18 protein-coding genes and 1 tRNA gene are annotated in these 17,500 nt (G+C 75.1%); 9 read left to right on the top strand and 10 right to left on the bottom strand.

Going from position 1 to position 17,500, the window contains the following annotated elements:
• Positions 1-200: 200 nt before the first annotated feature.
• Positions 201-281, bottom strand: a tRNA-Tyr gene (locus ACGFSC_RS03025).
• A 217-nt stretch (positions 282-498) separates the two neighbouring features.
• On the opposite strand from ACGFSC_RS03025, the gene ACGFSC_RS03020 reads away from it, so the two are divergent.
• Positions 499-987 (top strand): YajQ family cyclic di-GMP-binding protein, encoded by a 489-nt coding sequence (locus ACGFSC_RS03020; RefSeq protein ID WP_359897561.1) that lies wholly within the window; start codon positions 499-501, stop codon positions 985-987.
• Positions 988-1,138: 151 nt separating this feature from the next.
• Here the strand turns inward: ACGFSC_RS03020 and ACGFSC_RS03015 are convergent, their stop codons facing one another.
• A complete protein-coding gene (locus ACGFSC_RS03015; protein ID WP_359897562.1) occupies positions 1,139-1,699 on the bottom strand; it encodes a TetR/AcrR family transcriptional regulator in 561 nt (186 codons plus the stop codon).
• Between the two features lie 125 nt (positions 1,700-1,824).
• Between ACGFSC_RS03015 and ACGFSC_RS03010 the strand changes: the two genes are divergently transcribed.
• Positions 1,825-2,424, top strand: a complete 600-nt coding sequence (locus ACGFSC_RS03010; protein WP_359897563.1) for a DUF2867 domain-containing protein — start codon at positions 1,825-1,827, stop codon at positions 2,422-2,424.
• Between the two features lie 98 nt (positions 2,425-2,522).
• Here ACGFSC_RS03010 and ACGFSC_RS03005 read toward each other — a convergent pair whose 3' ends face one another.
• Both ACGFSC_RS03005 and ACGFSC_RS03000 read right to left on the bottom strand, forming a co-directional pair.
• Positions 2,523-3,017, bottom strand: coding sequence for a hypothetical protein (locus ACGFSC_RS03005; RefSeq protein ID WP_359897565.1), 495 nt, complete (start codon positions 3,015-3,017; stop codon positions 2,523-2,525).
• Positions 3,018-3,059: 42 nt separating this feature from the next.
• On the bottom strand, positions 3,060-3,716 hold the full coding sequence (locus ACGFSC_RS03000; protein WP_359897566.1) for a helix-turn-helix domain-containing protein: 657 nt from the start codon (positions 3,714-3,716) through the stop codon (positions 3,060-3,062).
• A gap of 157 nt (positions 3,717-3,873) precedes the next feature.
• Between ACGFSC_RS03000 and ACGFSC_RS02995 the strand changes: the two genes are divergently transcribed.
• The 4 genes from ACGFSC_RS02995 to mug all read left to right on the top strand — a co-directional run bounded on the left by ACGFSC_RS02995 (position 3,874) and on the right by mug (position 8,725).
• Positions 3,874-5,268 carry an MFS transporter gene (locus tag ACGFSC_RS02995; RefSeq protein ID WP_359897567.1) on the top strand — a complete coding sequence of 465 codons (1,395 nt, stop codon included), beginning with the start codon at positions 3,874-3,876 and terminating at the stop codon, positions 5,266-5,268.
• A 386-nt stretch (positions 5,269-5,654) separates the two neighbouring features.
• On the top strand, positions 5,655-6,818 hold the full coding sequence (locus ACGFSC_RS02990) for a Xaa-Pro peptidase family protein (RefSeq protein WP_359897589.1): 1,164 nt from the start codon (positions 5,655-5,657) through the stop codon (positions 6,816-6,818).
• Between the two features lie 147 nt (positions 6,819-6,965).
• Positions 6,966-8,123, top strand: a complete 1,158-nt coding sequence (locus ACGFSC_RS02985; protein WP_359897568.1) for a phosphatase PAP2 family protein — start codon at positions 6,966-6,968, stop codon at positions 8,121-8,123.
• Between the two features lie 14 nt (positions 8,124-8,137).
• Positions 8,138-8,725, top strand: a complete 588-nt coding sequence (mug, locus tag ACGFSC_RS02980) for a G/U mismatch-specific DNA glycosylase (RefSeq protein WP_359897591.1) — start codon at positions 8,138-8,140, stop codon at positions 8,723-8,725.
• 34 nt (positions 8,726-8,759) lie between these two features.
• On the opposite strand, the gene ACGFSC_RS02975 is transcribed toward mug, so the two are convergent.
• A complete protein-coding gene (locus ACGFSC_RS02975; protein ID WP_359897569.1) occupies positions 8,760-9,695 on the bottom strand; it encodes a LysR family transcriptional regulator in 936 nt (311 codons plus the stop codon).
• Positions 9,696-9,830: 135 nt separating this feature from the next.
• On the opposite strand from ACGFSC_RS02975, the gene ACGFSC_RS02970 reads away from it, so the two are divergent.
• Positions 9,831-10,835 carry an NADP-dependent oxidoreductase gene (locus tag ACGFSC_RS02970; protein ID WP_359897570.1) on the top strand — a complete coding sequence of 335 codons (1,005 nt, stop codon included), beginning with the start codon at positions 9,831-9,833 and terminating at the stop codon, positions 10,833-10,835.
• Positions 10,836-10,944: 109 nt separating this feature from the next.
• Here the strand turns inward: ACGFSC_RS02970 and ACGFSC_RS02965 are convergent, their stop codons facing one another.
• Positions 10,945-11,910 carry a sigma-70 family RNA polymerase sigma factor gene (locus ACGFSC_RS02965; RefSeq protein ID WP_359897571.1) on the bottom strand — a complete coding sequence of 322 codons (966 nt, stop codon included), beginning with the start codon at positions 11,908-11,910 and terminating at the stop codon, positions 10,945-10,947.
• 74 nt (positions 11,911-11,984) lie between these two features.
• Here ACGFSC_RS02965 and ACGFSC_RS02960 point away from each other — a divergent pair, with 74 nt between their 5' ends.
• Positions 11,985-12,674: an NAD(P)H-dependent oxidoreductase gene (locus ACGFSC_RS02960; RefSeq protein WP_359897572.1), complete on the top strand. Its 690-nt coding sequence runs from the start codon at positions 11,985-11,987 to the stop codon at positions 12,672-12,674.
• 44 nt (positions 12,675-12,718) lie between these two features.
• Here ACGFSC_RS02960 and ACGFSC_RS02955 read toward each other — a convergent pair whose 3' ends face one another.
• The 3 genes from ACGFSC_RS02955 to ACGFSC_RS02945 form a co-directional block, all read right to left on the bottom strand.
• A complete protein-coding gene (locus ACGFSC_RS02955; protein WP_359897573.1) occupies positions 12,719-13,675 on the bottom strand; it encodes a M48 family metalloprotease in 957 nt (318 codons plus the stop codon).
• 3 nt (positions 13,676-13,678) lie between these two features.
• Positions 13,679-14,104, bottom strand: a complete 426-nt coding sequence (locus tag ACGFSC_RS02950; RefSeq protein WP_359897574.1) for a BlaI/MecI/CopY family transcriptional regulator — start codon at positions 14,102-14,104, stop codon at positions 13,679-13,681.
• Between the two features lie 132 nt (positions 14,105-14,236).
• On the bottom strand, positions 14,237-15,145 hold the full coding sequence (locus tag ACGFSC_RS02945; protein ID WP_359897575.1) for a DMT family transporter: 909 nt from the start codon (positions 15,143-15,145) through the stop codon (positions 14,237-14,239).
• Between ACGFSC_RS02945 and ACGFSC_RS02940 the strand changes: the two genes are divergently transcribed.
• Complete coding sequence (locus ACGFSC_RS02940; RefSeq protein WP_359897576.1) at positions 15,144-16,598, top strand: PLP-dependent aminotransferase family protein; 1,455 nt, start codon at positions 15,144-15,146, stop codon at positions 16,596-16,598. The two genes, ACGFSC_RS02945 and ACGFSC_RS02940, sit on opposite strands and share 2 nt — an antisense overlap.
• A gap of 17 nt (positions 16,599-16,615) precedes the next feature.
• Here ACGFSC_RS02940 and htpX read toward each other — a convergent pair whose 3' ends face one another.
• The gene (gene htpX / locus ACGFSC_RS02935) at positions 16,616-17,479 is read right to left on the bottom strand and encodes a zinc metalloprotease HtpX (protein WP_359897577.1); all 864 of its coding nucleotides are present in this window, start codon (positions 17,477-17,479) and stop codon (positions 16,616-16,618) included.
• Positions 17,480-17,500: the final 21 nt, after the last annotated feature.

Raw genomic sequence — 17,500 nt, 5'->3', positions numbered from 1 at the left:
GGCGGTCGCCGGCTGGGAAGACGATCAGCTCTGTCGAAGGACTCCCACCCCCGGCCCCCACTCTGCTGCCTACCACCCGTAATTGCAAGCAATGTGCAATAAGTAGCCCGGCCGGCCCCGCCCCCCGCGGAACCGCCGGAACACAACGAAACAGCCCCCGATCCGCGTTTCCGCAGATCGGGGGCTGTTTCTCTATCCTGTGGCTGGTGCAGGGTTCGAACCTGCGTAGCTTGCGCGACAGATTTACAGTCTGCTCCCTTTGGCCGCTCGGGCAACCAGCCAGGATCTTCGTTTCCCGGGGTGTTCACCCCGTTCGACTTGGTAAACCATACCCGATGCCGGGGGGTGCTCCGCCACTCGATAGATCACGCAATGATCAAGGAACCGCGGGCGGGCGGTACGGGCGGGGCCGGTGTGGCGCTGGATAGGCTGGGACTCCGGACGCCCGTGAGGGCGGGCCGTGCCAGTGAAGCCAGAGCATCAAGGAGACCAACACCCATGGCCGACTCCAGTTTCGACATCGTCTCGAAGGTCGAGTGGCAGGAGGTCGACAACGCGATCAACCAGACCTCCCGTGAGATCGCGACGCGCTTCGACTTCAAGGGCGTCGGCGGCGAGATCAGCCGCACCGCCGAGAAGATCGAGATGAAGGCGAACGGCGAGGAGCGCGTGCGCGCCATCCTCGACGTCCTGCAGACCAAGTTCATCAAGCGCGGCCTGTCGCTGAAGGCTCTGGACGCCGGCGAGCCGCAGCTGTCCGGCAAGGAGTACAAGATCTTCGCCAACGTCAAGGAGGGCATCACCACGGAGGACGCGAAGAAGGTCGCGAAGATCATCCGTGACGAGGGCCCGAAGGGCGTCAAGGCGCAGGTCCAGGGCGACGAGCTGCGCGTCAGCTCGAAGAGCCGCGACGACCTCCAGGCCGTGCAGGCCCTGCTCAAGGGCAAGGACCTGGACTTCGCGCTCCAGTACGTGAACTACCGCTAGCACCGGCCCCGGCCTGCGGCGACGCAGGCCCCGAGCGGCTGCGGGACAGAACGGGGGCGCGGCACCGGACCTTCTTCGGTGCCGCGCCCCCGTTTCCGTGCGCCGCTTTCCCTGCCCGCTTTCCGCGTGCCCGGCCGGCCGGAGACAGGCTCTAGCGCAGGAGCCATTCGCGGGTCAGTTCCATCACCTCGGCGCGGCTGCGGCCCTCGTGGTCGACGGCGACGAGGTGGTGGCCGATCCGGAGCGAGAAGCTGATCAGGCTGCGGACCTCGACGTCGTCCGGGTCGGGGCAGAACGACGCGTAGAGCGAACGCAGGTAGGCCATCCGGCGGTTGTCCACGCGGCGCAGGCGTTCGGCGACCGCTTCGTCGCGCCGTGCCCAGTCGCGGATCGCCAGGTCGACGGTGGTGCCGGTCACGGGCCCGTCGCCGCTGGTGGCGGCGATCGCGAAGAGCCGCCCGAGCCGGGTCCGGGCGTCGCCGCCCTCGTCCTCGACCTGGGCGATCACACCCTCGGTGACCTCCCGCTCCCAGGTGTCGAGCATCTCGTCGAGCAGCGCGCCCCGGTTGCGGAAGTACCCGTAGAAACCGCCCTTGGTGACGCCGAGCGCCTGGGCGAGCGGCTCGACGCGCACCGCCTCCGGGCCGCCGGCCGCGAGCGCCCGCAGCCCCTCCTCGATCCACCGGGCGCGCGGCGTCCGCGTCACGCCCATGCCGGGCTCCTCGCCGCGTCTCGTTCCACTGTGTCGCTCCTCACGCTCACGCCCTTGTGCATACGCCACCGTACACACGGGTCTAGCCTGGCTCTATACGGCACCGTACAGACAGGGGCACGCAGATGAGACTCCCCCGCACGGCACACACCTCCCGCCCGTGGCGGATCCACGAGATCGCCCCCGACTTCCGCCTGGAGGACGTGTGGGCCCTGCCGACCCCCGGCGGCCCCGACGACCTCGCCCGCCTGGTCGACCAGTTCGCCAACGGCACCGGCGCCCCGATGTCCGCCTCCCCCGTCGTCCGCCTCCTCTTCGCGGCCCGCTGGAAGCTCGGCGCCCTGCTCGGCTGGGACAAGCCCGACGCCGGCCTCGGCACTCGCGTCCCCACCCTCCGCGACCGCCTCCCCGCCGATCTCCGGGACGCCCCGCGCGGCCCCGACACCCGCTCCGCGCCGTTCCGCTCCGTCTACCTGCTCCACGACGAGTGGACCGCCGAGACGGCCAACCGCACCGTCCACGGCATCCTCCACCTCGGCTGGGTCGAGACCGCTCCCGGCAGCGGCGCGTACCGCGCCCAGATGGCCGTCCTGGTCAAGCCCAACGGGCTCCTCGGCCACCTCTACATGGCCGCCATCAAGCCCTTCCGGTACCTCGGCGTCTACCCGGCCCTCCTGCGCTCCATCGGCCGGCGCTGGCAGGCCGACTCGCCCGCCTCGCACTGACCGCACGGGGACGGGCACAGCCCCGGGCATGAGCGCGGGCGCAGGCACAAGCGCGGACACGGGCACGGGCACGAGCACGGACGGCGGCGGCGGCGGGGTCAGTCGGCCGGCTCCGCCCAGCCGCCGGTGCTGCGGTGCCGGCCCAGACCGACCGACTCGAACTCGTCCGCCCGGCCCTCCTCGGTGCGGGCGCCGATCCGCTGCAGGGCGCGGGAGATCGGGGTGCCCTCGGCCGGGGCTGGCTCGAACTCGCCGATGGTGAGCGGGCCGAGGGTGACCGCGCCGTCCACCCAGACGGCCGCGCGCTGGGTGCCGCCGCCACCGAAGTACCGCGCCTCGACGCGGGCGATCGGACCGGCCTTCGACCAGGCGGCGAGCCGGAGTTCGAAGCCGTCCGCGGGCCGGCCGGGCCCGGCCCCGCCGCCGGGCCTGCGCAGGACGCCGTCTCCCTGGAGCGCGGTGAGGACGGCGGAGGTGACCGGGATCAGGGCCAGCCCCTGCGCCAACGGCACCACCCGGGCCGCCGGAACCTCCGCCGCCGCCACCGTCAGCAGCTCCCGTGTTCCTATCAGCGCCTGGAGTTCGTAGGACATGCCGGACATGGTGTCCCACCGCACCGACAGACGACCCGGAATTTATGATTCCGTGCCCGGTCGGAGACCGTAGAGCAGGGTAAAGACGGTCACATCCAGCGCATCCTCGGCCGCACTCGGCCCTTCTTCGTTCAGTTCGTCGAAGATTTCGGCCAGTTGGGATCGCAGCCGGTCCAGCCGGTCCGGGCTGAGCCGCAGCGCGAAGTCCGCGAACAGTCCGGACGGCGGGCCCGAACCACCGGGCGGCCGGCCGAAGTCCAGCCGGCCCTCGGCGATCCTGGCGCGGAAGTCGGACCGCACCCGGTCCATCGCGGCCACGACGGCCTCGTACGCCTCGGAGCGGGCCGGGGAGTCGGCGGTGAACATCTCCGGGGCCAGCCGGATCGCCCCCTGGGCGACCCGGTAGCGGCTCTCCACGATGCCCGAGACCAGCCGGGTGCCGGCCACCAGGACCAGCCCGGCCTTCTCCAACTGCTTGATGTGCCGGTAGAGCTTGGTCTGCGGCTCGTCGAGCGTGGCGGCGAGCTCCTTGGCCGTCAGCGGACGGTCCTCGGAGGACTGCAGCGCGCCGAGGATGGCCAGGCGCAGCGGGTCGGCCAGGGCCTTGAGCACCGCGACGTCGGACACCTGGCGTTCCTTGACCCAGGTGACGGGCTGCTGCTCGCCGCTGTCGGCGGCCTCCGGTGTGTGCTCGACCACGGGGCCAGCCTTCCAGATCGGCCGCTCCGTTCGCAATCACGCCCCGGTGAGCGCTCACCACCGAGCCATCAATCACCCTTGCGAAACCAATGACGCCTACGACATCATTCATGCATACGTGAATGGTTGCGGCAATCGCGAACGATGGGGGCGGGACATGACGGACCAACCGACGACGACAGCGGCGATGGAGCACCCCGGACCGGCCGACGCCCCGCCGTCCGCGCCCCCGCCGCCCGCGCCTTCCCCCTCCGCACCTTCGTCGCCCGCACCGCCGCCGCTCGTACCGCTGCGGCGCAACCTGCGGTTCCAGGCCCTCTGGGCCGGCCAGGCCTCCGCGACCCTCGGCATGGTGATCGGCGACACCGCCTTCCCCCTGCTGGTCCTCGCGCTCACCGGCTCCTCCACCTCCGCCGGAGCCTTCGGCGCCGTGCAGATGGCCGCCACCCTGCTGCTGGGCGTCCACGGCGGCGTGGTGGCCGACCGGGCGAACCGCCGGCGGGTGCTGATCGCCACCGACAGCGCCCGGCTGCTCGCCCTCGCCAGCGTCCCGGTGGCCCTGGCGTTCGGCCCGCCGAACCTGGTCCACCTGCTGCTGGTCGCCGCCGCGATCGGCGCGACGATCGCCTACAGCGGCCCGGTCCGGCTGCTCGCGCTGCGCTCGGTGGTCCCGCCGGAGCAGCTCTCCCAGGCCCTGGCCCAGGACGAGGCCCGGATGAGCGGCGCCTCGCTGGCGGGACCGCCACTGGCCGGGTTCCTGTTCGGGCTCGGCCACGCGGTCCCCTTCCTCGGCGCCGCGCTCGCCTCCCTGCTCGCGGTGACCGCCGCCGTCGCGGTGCGCTTCCCCAGCCCGCACGAGTCCGGGGACGCCGACCGGTCCACCGGGAACAGCGCCCTGGCGGGCTTCCGCGTCCTCGCCGCCTCCCCGCTGCTGCGGACCGCCCTGGCCGTCCTGCTGGTGATCAATCTCGCCGGGGCCTCCCTGCTGCTGCCCGTCATGGTGCTGCTGCGGGAGCACGGCACCAGTGGCACCGGGATCGGCCTGGCCCTGGCCGGCGAGGCGGTCGGGGCGCTGGCCGGCACCGCCCTGGTCGCCCGGCTGCACCGGCTGGCGGGCCCCGGCGTGCTGCTGCTGGCGGTGGCCTGGAGCGCCGTACCGGTCCCGCTGGCGCCGCTGCTGCCCGGCGGGGCGCCGACCGTCTTCGTCGCGCTGTTCGTGTTCGGCGCGGGCGTGCCGACCCTGCGGGTGATGCTCGACCTGCTGGTCTTCCGTCAGGTGCCGGACGCGCTGCGCGGCCGGGTGATCGCGGCGACCATGACGCTGCTCACCGCCGGCATGCCCGCCGGGAGCTTCGTCACCGGCCTGCTGCTGGACCGGTCCTCCCCCGCCACCGCGCTGGTCGGGATCAGCACCCTGCTCGCCGCCGCCCTGCTGGCCGCGACCGCGAGTCGCACGCTGCGGCGCGCCGTGTGGCCCGCTGCCGAGTCCGCCGCATCCGCTGAATCCAGCAAGTCCACCGATTCGGCCGAGTCGGCCGACCGGCAGGACTGACGCCCCGGGTCGGCCGCCGCTCACCCGCACGGCCGTCCGCCGCATGCGGCGGGCCCGGCAACCGGGTGAACTGGCCGGGTAACGCCCGCCCCCGAGGGCTTCCCGGGGCGGGCCGCGGACCCGCCGCGCCGGACCCCGCGCCGCCCGCGCGACCAACGCGCGGCTCACGCGGCCGACGCGGCCCACGTCCTGAGTCGCTGCGGCGCCGTACCGGAGGAGGACCGGAGGAGGAGGACCGGATGCGTTCCACGGACACGCCCCCGCCGGGCCCGCGCCCACGCCCGCCTCGCCCGGTGCCGGAGCGCCCACCGCATCGCCGTCCGGATCGCGCCGGTTCCTCCCCGAGAGCTTCGCCAACTCGACGAGGAAGTGATGGAGTTGACGTGATGGAGTCCCAGCAGCGCCCGTCCGGCCCCCGAGGAGGAACCGCCGTGCCCCGCCCCTTCACTGTCGAGGACCACACCGCCCGGATGTCCCGCGCCACCGCCGAGGCGACCGCCGCCGGTCTGGCCGGCCTGGTCGTCGCGCCCGGTCCCGACCTGGCCTACCTGTGCGGCTACTCGCCCACCGCGATCACCGAGCGGCTGACCGCCCTCGTCCTCACCGCCGGAAGCGAACCCGCTCTGGTGGTGCCCAAGTTGGAGCGCCCGGATGCCGAGAAGGCGGTCGGCGCCCCGGCCGTCGGGCTGCTCGACTGGTCCGACGGCGAGGACCCGTTCGCCACCGTCGGCCCGCTGCTCGACCCGGCCGGACGGTACGGCGTCTCCGACAACACCTGGGCGCTGCACCTGCTCGGCTTCCAGGCCGCGCTGCCCGGCGTCTCCTTCGTCTCGCTCACCGACTGCCTGCCGATGCTGCGCGCCGTCAAGGACACCGAGGAGCTGGACCGCCTGGCCGCCGCGGGCGGCGCGGCGGACGCCGCCTACCGGGGCATCCTGGAGGTCGAGTTCGCCGGCCGCCGGGAGACCGACGTGGCCGCCGACCTCGGCGCGCTGCTCATCCAGTACGGGCACAGCCAGGTCGACTTCACCGTGGTCGGCTCGGGGCCGAACGGCGCCAACCCGCACCACGAGGCCGGTGACCGGGTCATCCGTACGGGTGACACCGTGGTGCTGGACTTCGGTGGCCTCAAGGACGGCTACGGTTCCGACACCACCCGGACGGTGCATGTCGGCGCGGACGTCCCGGACGAGGTGCGCAAGGTGCACGAGCTGGTCCGACTGGCCCAGCAGACCGCCTTCGAGGCGGTGCGCCCCGGGGTAGCCTGCCAGGAGATCGACCGGATCGCCCGTCGGGTGATCACCGAGGGCGGGTACGGCGAGTACTTCATCCACCGCACCGGCCACGGCATCGGCACCACCACGCACGAACCTCCGTACCTGGTCGAGGGCGAGGAACGGCCGCTGGTGCCGGGCATGTGCTTCTCGATCGAGCCGGGGATCTACCTGCCCGGCCGGTTCGGGGTGCGGATCGAGGACATCGTGACCGTCACCCCGGCCGGCGGCCGACGCTTCAACAACACCCCGCACGAGCTGGGCATCGTGTCCTGACCCGCGCCTGACCGTGCGTCGAACCACCTGTCGAACCACCAGTCGAATTCACCTGTCGAACCGGGTGTCGACCGGATCGGACGTTCTTACGATCCAGTCATATTTCACCCAGAGTCCTCCAAGTTTGGGTTGCTAGTTTCGGTGCGCATGACCAAGACCCTCCCCCCGGCCCCGCACGACGCGCGGGCCGGGCAGCCACGCCCGGTGCCTCCGCCCCGCCCACGCGTGACGGGCTGGTCGAGACTCCGGTGGCTGGCCTGGCCGCTCTACCTGACGTGCCTCCTCTGGTTCCTGCGCACCGAGGGCATCCCCGCGGCCAACGACGTGCTGTTCCTCTGGCTCATCGCCGCCCTGCTGACCGCCGCCGTGCACAGCGGGCACGGCCCCCGCGGCTTCCTCCTGGTCCTGCGCGACTGGGTCCCGGTGATGGCCGTGGTGTGGGCGTACTCACTGCTGCGCGGCTACGGCGCCCACACCCCGTGGGCCCCGCACTGGCTGCCGCAGCTGCGGTTCGACGAGGTGCTCGGCTTCGGCGAGACCTGGACCGTCCGGCTCCAGCACGCGCTCTACACCGCCGGCTCACCGCACTGGTACGACTACGCCGCGGTGACCGTCTACCTCTCGCACTTCTTCGTGGTCTTCCTGCTGCTCGCGGTGCTCTGGCGGCGCGCGCACCACCGCTTCCGACAGCTGCTCGCCGCCTACCTGACGCTCACCTTCGCCGGCTTCGCCACCTACCTCCTCTACCCGGCCGACCCGCCGTGGCTGGTCTCCCAGGAGGGCAACCTGCCGCACCTGTCCCGGGTGGTCTGGGAAGTGATCTCGGTGAGCGGGCTGCCGCAGGCCGACTCCCTGCTGGAGAACGGCAGCCAGTTCGCCAACGACGTCGCCGCGATGCCCTCGCTGCACTCCGCCTACCCGGCGATGCTGCTGTTCTTCTTCTGGCCCACCGCCAAGCGCTGGCTGCGGGCCGCGCTGGTCGCCTATCCGCTCGCGATGACCTTCACCCTGGTCTACGGCGCGGAGCACTTCATCATCGACGTCTTCGTCGGCTGGGCCTACGCGGCCGTGGTGGTGTTCGGCCTGCGCCGGCTGCGCAACCGCCGGGCGGCCGCCGCGACTTCGGGGCCGGCCCCGGCCCCGGGCCCGGCGCAGGACACGGCCGAGCGCGCGGCCGGGCTCACCGCCGAGCGCGCGGCCGAGGAGATCGCCAGGGACACCGCCGAGCGCGCGGCGAAGGAGGCGAAGGAAGCGAAGGACACGGCGAAGGACGCGGCCAAGGGCACGGCAGACTTGGCCGGGTGAATCCGAGCGCACCGATGAAGCCCACCGCCGAGCAGCTGCTGGCCGCCAAGGACACCACCATCCCGGACGTCTCCGGTCCCGGGCTGCGGGTGCTGTTCTGCGGCATCAACCCGGGCCTGTGGTCCGGCGCGACCGGCCACCACTTCGCCCGCCCGGGCAACCGCTTCTGGCCGGCCCTGCACCGCTCCGGGTTCACCGGGCGCCAGTACCGCCCGGACGAGCAGCGGGAGTTGCTCGCACTCGGCCTGGGCATCACCAACGTCGCCCCGCGCACCACCGCCAAGGCGGACGAGCTGACCGCCGAGGAGCTGCGCGAGGGCGGCGCCGCGCTGCGGGCACGGGTGCTGCGGCTGCGCCCGCGCGTCCTGGCCGTGCTCGGCATCGGCGCCTACCGGACGGCCTTCGGGCAGCGCCGGGCCGTGCCGGGGCGGCAACCGGAGGGCATCGGCGGCACCGAGGTGTGGGTGCTGCCGAACCCCAGCGGCCTCAACGCCCACTACACCCTGGACGGGCTGGCCGAGGAGTTCCGCAAGCTCCGGGAGGCCGTCGAGGACCGGTCCGTCGAGGACCCTGCCGTCGGAAACCGGTCCGTCGAGGCCTGAGCCCTTACGGGGCTTGGGTCTACGGGGCTTGGGTCTACGGGGCTTGGGCCGTCGCGGACCGGCCGGCCGGGGGCCGGGCCGCCGACAGCCCGGCCGGCAGCGGCAGTTCGCGCAGCTCGCGGATCAGTGCCCGGACGGCGGCCGTCCCGGCCAGCTCTGGCGTGGTGACGTACCCGACCGAGCGGCTGGGCGGCCGCGGCCCGAGGTCGGTGACGGCGAGGCCGGCCGGGGCGCCGAGCAGGGCGGTCCGGGGCATGATCGCCATGCCGAGGCCCTGGGCGACCAGCGAGAGGGCCACCGTGTCGTCCTCCACGTCCACGGTCGCGGGCGGGATCCAGTCCTGCCGCTGCCACCAGTCCCGGGTGTACGAGCCGCAGTTCTCGTCCCAGTCGACCAGCGGGAGTTCGCGCGGCGCCGGGTGGCCGTGCGGGTGCGCGAGCGCGTACGACTCCTCGTAGAGCCGCACCGCGACCAGGCCCGGGGCGGGTGGCGGGCCGCCCGCGTCGAGCGTCGCCAGCCCGAGGTCGGCGCGACCGTCGGCGACCTCCCCGGCGGTGCCGCGGCCGAGCTCCCGGACGATCCGGACGTGGGTGCCGAGCCCGGGGTGGCGCTCGGCCAGCCGGGCCAGGACGGGCGGCAGCAGGTGGGCGGCGGCACTGCGGAAGGCGGCGATCCGCAGGGTTCCGGTCAGCGGCCCGTCCGCTCCCGCGCCGCGCACCTCGGGGCCCATCGAGTCCAGCAGCCGCAGGATCCGGCGGGCGTACGCCACCGCTCGCGCGCCGCCCTCGGTGGGGCGCGCGCCGTAGCGCCCGCGGTCGAAGAGCACCGCGCCGAGCTTCCGCTCGCAGGCGCGGACGGCGTGCGAGACGGCGGACTGGGTACTGCCCAGGCGTGCGGCGGCGGCCGTGAAGCTCCGCTCCTCCTCGACGGCGACCAGGGTCCGCAGCTCGTGCGGGGCGAGATCGGTCATGCGGCCGAACCTATCCCGCGATCCATCGATCCTGCTCATGGATGCCGCCGTTCCATCGACCGGCGCCCCTGCCCGGCGGCTCCCGCGCTTCCTACGGTGATCACGTCCGCCCGTCCCCACCCGCCCGGAGCCCCGATGTCCCGCCCCACCACCCGCGCCGTCCACCTGGTCTCCCGCCCCGACGGGGCGCCGACCGCCGCGAACTTCGCCTTCGTCGAGGAGACCGTCCCGGCCCTCGCGGCGGGCGAGGCCCTGGTCGAGAACCTCTACCAGTCCGTCGACCCGTACATGCGCGAGGAGATGGAGGAGGGCGGCTGGGAGCTGCACGCCCCGCTGGAGGGCCGCGCCCTCGGCCGGGTGGCGGAGTCCCGGGCCGACGCCCTGCCGGTCGGGGCACTGGTCCAGCACCGCCAGGCCTGGCGCGCCCACGCGGTGGTCACCGCCGAGCGGGCGAGCCTGCTGCCCGATCTCGCCGGTGTCCCGCTCAGCTCCCACCTGTCGGTGCTCGGCGGGACCGGCCTGTCCGCCTGGGTCGCGCTGACCAGGATCGCCCGGCTCCAGCCCGGCGAGACGCTCTTCGTCTCGGCGGCCGCCGGCGGCGTCGGCACCGCCGCCGGACAGCTCGCCCGGCTGCTCGGCGCCGGACGGATCGTCGGCAGCACCGGCTCCGCCGCCAAGGCCGCCCGCCTCACCGAGCGGCTCGGCTTCGACGCCGCCTTCGACTACCACGACGGCCCGATCGCGGACCGCCTGCGCGAGGCCGCCCCCGAGGGGCTGCACGCCTACCTGGACAACGTCGGCGGCGACCACCTGGAGGCCGCCATCGGCGCCCTGCGCGAGCGCGGCCGGATCGCCTGGTGCGGCGCGGTCGCCCAGTACAACCGGCTCGGGAACCCGCCGGCCGCCCCGCGCAACCTGTTCGACGTGGTCGGGAAGAGCCTGCGGCTGGAGGGCTTCCTGGTCCGCGACCACCTCGACGCCCGGCCGGAGCTGTACGACTTCCTGGTCCCGCACCTGCGCTCGGGCGCCGTCGTCCCGGACGAGACCGTCGTGGACGGCTTCGACCGGGTGGTGGACGCCTTCCTCGGCATGCTGCGCGGCGCCAACACCGGCAAGATGCTGGTCCGGATCGCCCACTGACCCGGCGCCGACCGGCCCGCCACGCCCCGCCGCCGACCGGCCCGCCGTGCCCCGCCGGGCGGCCGTCGCCCGGGCGGGACACGGTCCGGCAGCCCCGCCCGGGAAGGAGTCACTCCGGCAGGACGGCCAGGTCGAGCGCGGCCAGCCGGGCCGGGTCGGCCACCACCTCGTAGCCGGCCACCCGGCCGTCCGCGACCGCCACCCGCAGCACCAGCCGCAGCCGCCCGTCCGGGGCGATCAGGATGCCGGGCGCCCCGTCCACCAGGGCCACCGCGCCGTAGCGGGCCCGGCGGCCGAAGACCGTGGTCTCCCGGGCGACGGCCCGCGCGCCCCGGGCCACCGGGTCGCGGCCGGGCCCCAGCGCCGCCGGATCGGCCCGGCGCACCACGTCGGGAGCCAGCACGGCCAGCAGGTCGGCCAGGTCCCCGCCCCGGGCGGCGGCCAGGAAGGCCTCCACCACCCGCCGGTGCCCGGCCAGCGGCTCCGGGGGCAGCGCGGCCGTCCCGCGGACCCGCTGCCGGGCCCGGCTGGCCAGCTTCTTGGCGGCCACCGGGGTCCGTCCGAGGATCGGCCCGATCCGGTCGAAGGGCACCGCGAAGCCGTCGTGCAGCACGAAGGCGACCCGCTCGGCCGGGCCCAGCCGGTCCAGCACCACGAGCAGCGCCCGGCCCACCGACTCGACCAGCAGCGCCTCCCGCTCCGGCTCCGGGCCGCCGCCCGAGCCGTCCGGCAGCGCCTCGTCGGTCGGCTCCTCGCGGCGCGCGGCACGGGCCCGCAGCAGGTCCAGGCAGATCCGGGAGACCACCGTGGTCAGCCAGCCGGGCAGGTTGCCGATCTCCGCCGGGTCGGTGCGGACCAGCCGCAGCCAGGCCTCCTGCACGGCGTCCTCGGCCTCGCCGGTCGAGCCGAGCATCCGCTGGGCGATCGCCCGCAGCCGGCCGCGCTCGGCCTCGAAGCGCTCGGCGTTGACGCGCTCGGAGTTCACGCGCTCGGCCTCCGGGCGTCCCGCCCCCGAGGCCGCTCCCCCGCTCCGCTCCCGCCCGTCCGCCGCCCCCGGCATCGCGTTCCGGTCCATCGGTCACCTTTCCTCGGCGCGGCTCGTCACCGCTATGACGATCCGTCCCCCTCCGAGGTGACCAGGAGACCGCCATGACCTCCACCACGCTGCTCCACCTGGATTCGAGCATCAGCCCGTCCGGTTCGGTGAGCCACGCCCTGACCGCCCGCTTCGCCGACGCCTGGCGCGCCCGCCACGGCGCCCGCGTCCAGCACCGGCACCGCGACCTCGCCGCCGACCCGGTGCCCCCGGTGCGCGCCGCCTACGACGCCCTCGGCCGCCGCACCGAGCGCAAGGGGGTGCTCCCGCTGGACGACATCGGCCGCCTCGCCGAGGGGCCGGACGAGGCGCGGGAGTGGGCGCTCAGCCGTCCGCTGATCGAGGAGCTGCGTGCCGCCGGCGTCCTGCTGGTCGGCAGCCCGATGTACAACTACACCGTCTCGGCCGGCCTCAAGTCGTGGATGGACCGGGTCGCCTTCCCCGGCGTCCACCACGATCCGGAGACCGGCGAGCCGCTGCTGCGCGACACCCGCGTGGTGGTCGTCGCGGTCCGCGGCGGCGGCTACGGGCCGGGCACGCCGCGTGCCCACTGCGACTTCCAGGTCCCGTACCTGCGGGCGTACTTCGACCGGATCGGGGTCGCGGCGGGGCACCTGCACGTGGTCACCGCCGAACTCACCCGGGCCGCGGACATCCCGGCGCTGAACGCCTTCCAGCCGCTCGCCGCCGAATCCCTGGCGGCGGCCGAGGCCGCCGTCGACGAGCTGGCCGCGACGCTCTAGGGTCCCGCCGGCCGCGGCGGGGTGACGCTCCGGAGCCCCGCCGGCTACAGCGGGGTGACGGCCTTGAGCACCACCAGCAGGGCCACGGCGGCGTTGAGCGCGCACAGCGCCGACGCCGCCGTACCGATCGCCGCGACCATCGCCGCCAGGCCGGCCGGGGTCTTCGCCGGCGGCCAGTTGCGGGAGGTCGGCACCGGGCCGAGCAGCGCGGCGACCCGGCGCGGCACCGGGCCGGCCGCCGCGGCCGGGGCGGCGAAGGCCGCGAAGCCGGGGGCCGGGGCGGCGTGCGAGACCAGGGCCGCCCGGGCCACCGCCCGCGCGGTGATCCGGCGGTCCCCCACGGCCTGCGCCGAGTCCTCGTCCGCCCACCGCTCCGCGCTGTACGCCACCGCGTCCTGCAGCGGCCGCAGGAACGGGTTGACGCAGGCGGCGAGCTGGGTGGTCAGCAGGTACCGGTGGTGGCGGTGGCGCAGGTGCGCCCGCTCGTGGGCGAGCAGCGCCTCGCGCTCGTCGGCGGCCAGGCCGGCCAGCATCCCGGTGGAGACCACGACCCGGCCGGGCGAGCCGGGCAGCGCGTAGGCGTACGGGCTCCGGTCCGGCAGCACCGCGAGGTCGCCGGCCGGTCCCGGCCCGACGGGCAGCCCGCTCAGCGCCCGGCGGGCCCGGGCCCGCACCCGCAGGTGCCGCACGACCGTCCGGGCGCAGGCGAGGACCACCAGGGCCAGCAGCCACATCGCGGCCGTGCCGACCGTCTCGTGGTAGGGCAGCGCGGCCCGCACCTCCGGGTCGGACCAGCTGTCCGGCAGCGGGTTGCCGGGGATCTGCGCGGTGCCCACCACGCCGATCAGCCCGAGGCAGAGCGCGCTGCACACCGCCATCACCGCGCTGATCACGGTCATCAGCCGGGCCGCGCCGCGCGGGTGCAGGTGCTGTTCGGTCAGGCGCGCGATCGGGACCGCGGTGAGCGGCAGGACGAGCGGGAGGAAGACGAAGAGGCCCACGGGTCAGCTCTCACGGTCGGGCACTGCCGGATCGGCGGACGCGGCGTCCAGCAGCGCCCGGAGCAGTTCCTCGTCGTGCGGCAGCAGCGCGCTGACGAAGCTGGCCAGGACGGCGTCCCGGTCCGCCTCCCCGTCGAGCATCCGGCGCATCCGCAGCGCGGCCAGCCCGGCGGCGTCCGAGGAGGCCTGCCACAGGTAGGAACGGCCGGAGCGGGTCCTGGTCACGGCGCTCTTGGCGTGCAGCCGGGACAGGATGGTCATGACCGTGGTGTAGGCGAGGTCGCCCTCCAGGCGTTCCTGGACCCATCCCGCGGCGGCCGGGCCGGGCGCCTGCTGGAGCACCGCGAGCACCTGCGCCTCCAGCTCGCCCTGGCCGCGGCGCCGGGCCGGCGCGTCCGCGGCCGCCGGGGCGTGCCTCTCGTCTGCCATGACGGCCCACTCCCTCCGGATGCCTCGCCCGGACCGACGGGCACGGGTTCATCCTAACGAGCGAGGGGCCGCGCCGAACCGGTCGGATCGGGGGTTCGGGAACGCACGGCGCAGCCCTGCGGCGCCCGCGGGTCAGGTCCTGGCCCGCTGGGTCACCGCGATGCAGACCAGCACCACCACCGCGGTGACGGGCGCCGCGGCCGGCAGCCGCTCGCCGAGCAGCAGCACCGACCAGACCAGTGTCAGCAGCGGCTGCGCGAGCTGGAGCTGGCTGGCCCTCGGCACCCCGATCGCGGCCATCCCCCGGTACCAGAGCACGAATCCGCCGAGCTGCGAGACCGCCGCCGTGTAGGCCAGCCCGGCCAGGGCCTGCGCCCCGAGCCGCACCGGCTCGGTGCCCAGCCCGAGCGCCGCGGTCAGCAGCGTCGCGGGCAGGGCGGCCACCACCGCCCAGGCGATCACCTGGGCGCCCGGCAGGTCCCGGGAGAGCCGCCCGCCCTCGGCGTACCCGGCGGCGCAGAGCAGTACCGCCGCGAACAGGTAGAGGTCGGCGACGGTCGGCCGGCCGTGGCTCTGCACCAGGGTGAAGGCGAGGACGGCGGCGGCCCCGGCGAGCGCCGCCGCCCAGAACGCCCCGGACGGCCGGCGGCCGGTGCGCAGTGCCGCGACCGTCGCCGTGGCCAGCGGCAGCACGCCGATGACCACCGCCGAGTGGGCGGTCGAGGAGGTGCGCAGGGCGAGCGTGGTCAGCAGCGGGAAGCCGAGGACGCAGCCGCCGGAGACCACCAGCAGTCCGGGCCAGTGCCGCCGCTGCGGCAGCGGGGCGCGGACGGCCGCCAGGTGGAGGACGGCCAGCAGGCCGGCGAGGGCGCCGCGCAGGCCGGTCGCGGACCACGGGCCGAAGCCGGTCAGGGACCACGCGGTGGCCGGGAAGGAGAGCGAGAAGGAGGCCACGGCGAGGGCCGCGAGGGCGGTGCCGGAAGCGGGGGCCTGGCGAGGTGCTACCGCCCGAAGCCGGGTAGCGCTATCTTGTGCCGTCATGAACGAGCGTAGCAGTGTGACCGAACTCGCCGACATCCTGCGGCGGGAGGTCGAGCGCTACCCGGAGGGACGGAAGCTGCCTTCCAGCCGGGCGCTGGTGGACCGTCACCAGGTCAGCCCGGTGACGGTCTCCCGGGCCATCGCGGTGCTGGTGGCCGAGGGGCTGGTGGTCTCCCGGCCCGGCGCCGGGGTGTTCCGGGCGGCGGCCTTCGCCGCGGCCCCGGCCGTCCCCGCCGCGCCGTCCGGCCGCACCGGCGACCTCTCCTGGCAGCAGATCGCGCTCAGCGCCGACTCCGGCCCGCGCGACCTGCTCGCCGCCCCCGTGTTCGCCACCCTCCGGGTGCCCCCGCCCGACGTCGTCGACCTCAACAGCGGCTACCCGCACGCCTCGCTGCTGCCCGAGCGGCTGCTCGCCGCCGCGCTCGCCCGGGCCGGCCGGCGCCCGGGCGCCTGGGACCGCCCGCCCACCGACGGCCTCACCGAACTGCGCGGCTGGTTCGCCCGGGACATCGGCGGCCACGGCGGGCCGATCGGCGTCGGGGACGTCCTGATCACCTCCGGCGGGCAGAGCGGGCTGACCGTCGCCATGCGGGCGCTCGCCGCGCCCGGCTCGCCGGTGCTGGTGGAGTCGCCGACGTACGCGGGCATCCTGGCGGTCGTCCGGGCGGCCGGGCTGCGGCCCGTCCCGGTCCCGGTCGACGCCGACGGCCTGCGCACCGACCTGCTGGCGGACGCCTTCGCGGCCACCCGGGCACGGGTCCTCGTCTGCCAGCCGCTGTTCCAGAACCCCACCGGGGCGGTGCTGTCGCCCGAACGGCGGAAGGAGGTGCTGCGGATCGCCCGGGCCGCCGGGGCCTTCGTGGTCGAGGACGACTTCGCCCGGCTGCTGGTCCACGCGGACGCCCCCGCGCTGCCGCGCCCGCTCGCCGCCGACGACCGGGACGGGGTCGTGGTGCACCTGCGCTCGCTGACCAAGGCGGCCTCCCCCAACCTGCGGGTCGGCGCCCTCACCGCGCGCGGACCGGCGCTGGCCCGACTGCGGGCCACCCAGGTGGTGGACAGCTTCTTCGTGCCCCGGCCGCTCCAGGAGGCCACCCTGGAACTGGTCGCCGACCCCGCCTGGGCCCGTCACCTGCGCACGCTCGGCGCCGAACTGCGCGACCGCCGCACCGCCGCCGTCGCCGCCCTGCACCGCGAGCTGCCCGGCGTCCTCGGCACCCACCGCCCCGGGGGCTACCACCTGTGGCTGCGCTTCCCGGACGGCGTCGACGACACCGCCCTCGCCGCGGCCGCGCTGCGCGCCGGCGTCCAGGTCTCCCCCGGCCGCCCCTACCACCCCGCCGAACCCCCGGCCCCCCACCTGCGCCTCAGCTACGCCGCGGCCGAGAGCCCCGCCCAGGTCGCCGAGGGCGTCCACCGCCTGCGGCTCGCGTACGAGGAGGAGACGGGCTGACGCCGGACGGCGGTGCGCTACCGCCCGTGGCCCGCCATCCGCTCCAGGCGGGCGACCCGCTCGGCCATCGGCGGGTGGGTGGAGAAGAGCCTCGCGCCGGCCTCGCCGGGGCGGAAGGGGCTGGCGATCATCATGTGGCTCGCGGTCTGGAGCTGCGGCTCGGGCGGGAGCGGCAGCCGGCGGGTGCCGGCGTCCAGCTTCCGCAGGGCGCTCGCGAGGGCGAGCGGGTCGCCGGTGATCCGGGCGCCGTCGGCGTCGGCCTGGTACTCGCGGGAGCGGCTGACCGCCATCTGGATCAGTCCGGCCGCGAGCGGGCCGAGGATCATGATGGCGAGCATCCCGAACAGCCCCGGGCCGTCGTCGTCCTCGCTGCGCCCGAACGGGATCAGCCAGGCGAAGTTCACCAGGAACATCACCACCGAGGCGAGCGCCCCGGCCACCGAGGAGATCAGGATGTCCCGGTTGTAGACGTGGCTCAGCTCGTGCCCGAGCACGCCCCGCAGCTCGCGTTCGTCCAGGATCCGCAGGATGCCCTCGGTGCAGCAGACCGCCGCGTTGCGCGGGTTGCGGCCGGTGGCGAAGGCGTTGGGCGCGGGGGTCGGGGAGATGTAGAGGCGGGGCATCGGCTGGCGGGCGGCGGTGGAGAGCTCGCGGACGATCCGGTACAGCTGGGGCGCCTCGAACTCGCTGACCGGCCGGGCCCGCATGGCCCGCAGCGCGAGCTTGTCGCTGTTCCAGTACGCGTAGGCGTTGGTCCCGAGGGCGACCAGCAGGGCGATCACGAAGCCGGTGCGACCGAAGAGGCTTCCGATCACCAGGATCAGCGCCGAGAGGCCGCCGAGCAGGACGGCGGTCCTCAGTCCGTTGTGCCGGCTGTGCACGTCAGGCCCTCCAGTGGTGCG

This window comes from Kitasatospora sp. NPDC048715 (genome assembly GCF_043198905.1).
GTDB classification, from domain to species: domain Bacteria; phylum Actinomycetota; class Actinomycetes; order Streptomycetales; family Streptomycetaceae; genus Kitasatospora; species Kitasatospora lactacystinica.
The sequence above is the reverse complement of the archived record's forward strand: the minus strand, read 5'-3'. Positions and strand labels throughout refer to the sequence as shown.

What these genes read in the sequence shown, in the direction of transcription:
- ACGFSC_RS03020 (WP_359897561.1), top strand. Translation starts at nt 499, where the DNA reads ATGGCCGACTCCAGTTTCGACATCGTCTCGAAGGTCGAGTGGCAGGAG.
- ACGFSC_RS03015 (WP_359897562.1), bottom strand. Translation starts at nt 1,699, where the DNA reads ATGGGCGTGACGCGGACGCCGCGCGCCCGGTGGATCGAGGAGGGGCTG.
- ACGFSC_RS03010 (WP_359897563.1), top strand. Translation starts at nt 1,825, where the DNA reads ATGAGACTCCCCCGCACGGCACACACCTCCCGCCCGTGGCGGATCCAC.
- ACGFSC_RS03005 (WP_359897565.1), bottom strand. Translation starts at nt 3,017, where the DNA reads ATGTCCTACGAACTCCAGGCGCTGATAGGAACACGGGAGCTGCTGACG.
- ACGFSC_RS02995 (WP_359897567.1), top strand. Translation starts at nt 3,874, where the DNA reads ATGACGGACCAACCGACGACGACAGCGGCGATGGAGCACCCCGGACCG.
- ACGFSC_RS02990 (WP_359897589.1), top strand. Translation starts at nt 5,655, where the DNA reads ATGGAGTCCCAGCAGCGCCCGTCCGGCCCCCGAGGAGGAACCGCCGTG.
- ACGFSC_RS02985 (WP_359897568.1), top strand. Translation starts at nt 6,966, where the DNA reads ATGACCAAGACCCTCCCCCCGGCCCCGCACGACGCGCGGGCCGGGCAG.
- mug (WP_359897591.1), top strand. Translation starts at nt 8,138, where the DNA reads ATGAAGCCCACCGCCGAGCAGCTGCTGGCCGCCAAGGACACCACCATC.
- ACGFSC_RS02975 (WP_359897569.1), bottom strand. Translation starts at nt 9,695, where the DNA reads ATGACCGATCTCGCCCCGCACGAGCTGCGGACCCTGGTCGCCGTCGAG.
- ACGFSC_RS02970 (WP_359897570.1), top strand. Translation starts at nt 9,831, where the DNA reads ATGTCCCGCCCCACCACCCGCGCCGTCCACCTGGTCTCCCGCCCCGAC.
- ACGFSC_RS02965 (WP_359897571.1), bottom strand. Translation starts at nt 11,910, where the DNA reads ATGGACCGGAACGCGATGCCGGGGGCGGCGGACGGGCGGGAGCGGAGC.
- ACGFSC_RS02960 (WP_359897572.1), top strand. Translation starts at nt 11,985, where the DNA reads ATGACCTCCACCACGCTGCTCCACCTGGATTCGAGCATCAGCCCGTCC.
- ACGFSC_RS02950 (WP_359897574.1), bottom strand. Translation starts at nt 14,104, where the DNA reads ATGGCAGACGAGAGGCACGCCCCGGCGGCCGCGGACGCGCCGGCCCGG.
- ACGFSC_RS02940 (WP_359897576.1), top strand. Translation starts at nt 15,144, where the DNA reads ATGAACGAGCGTAGCAGTGTGACCGAACTCGCCGACATCCTGCGGCGG.
- ACGFSC_RS02945 (WP_359897575.1), bottom strand. Translation starts at nt 15,145, where the DNA reads ATGACGGCACAAGATAGCGCTACCCGGCTTCGGGCGGTAGCACCTCGC.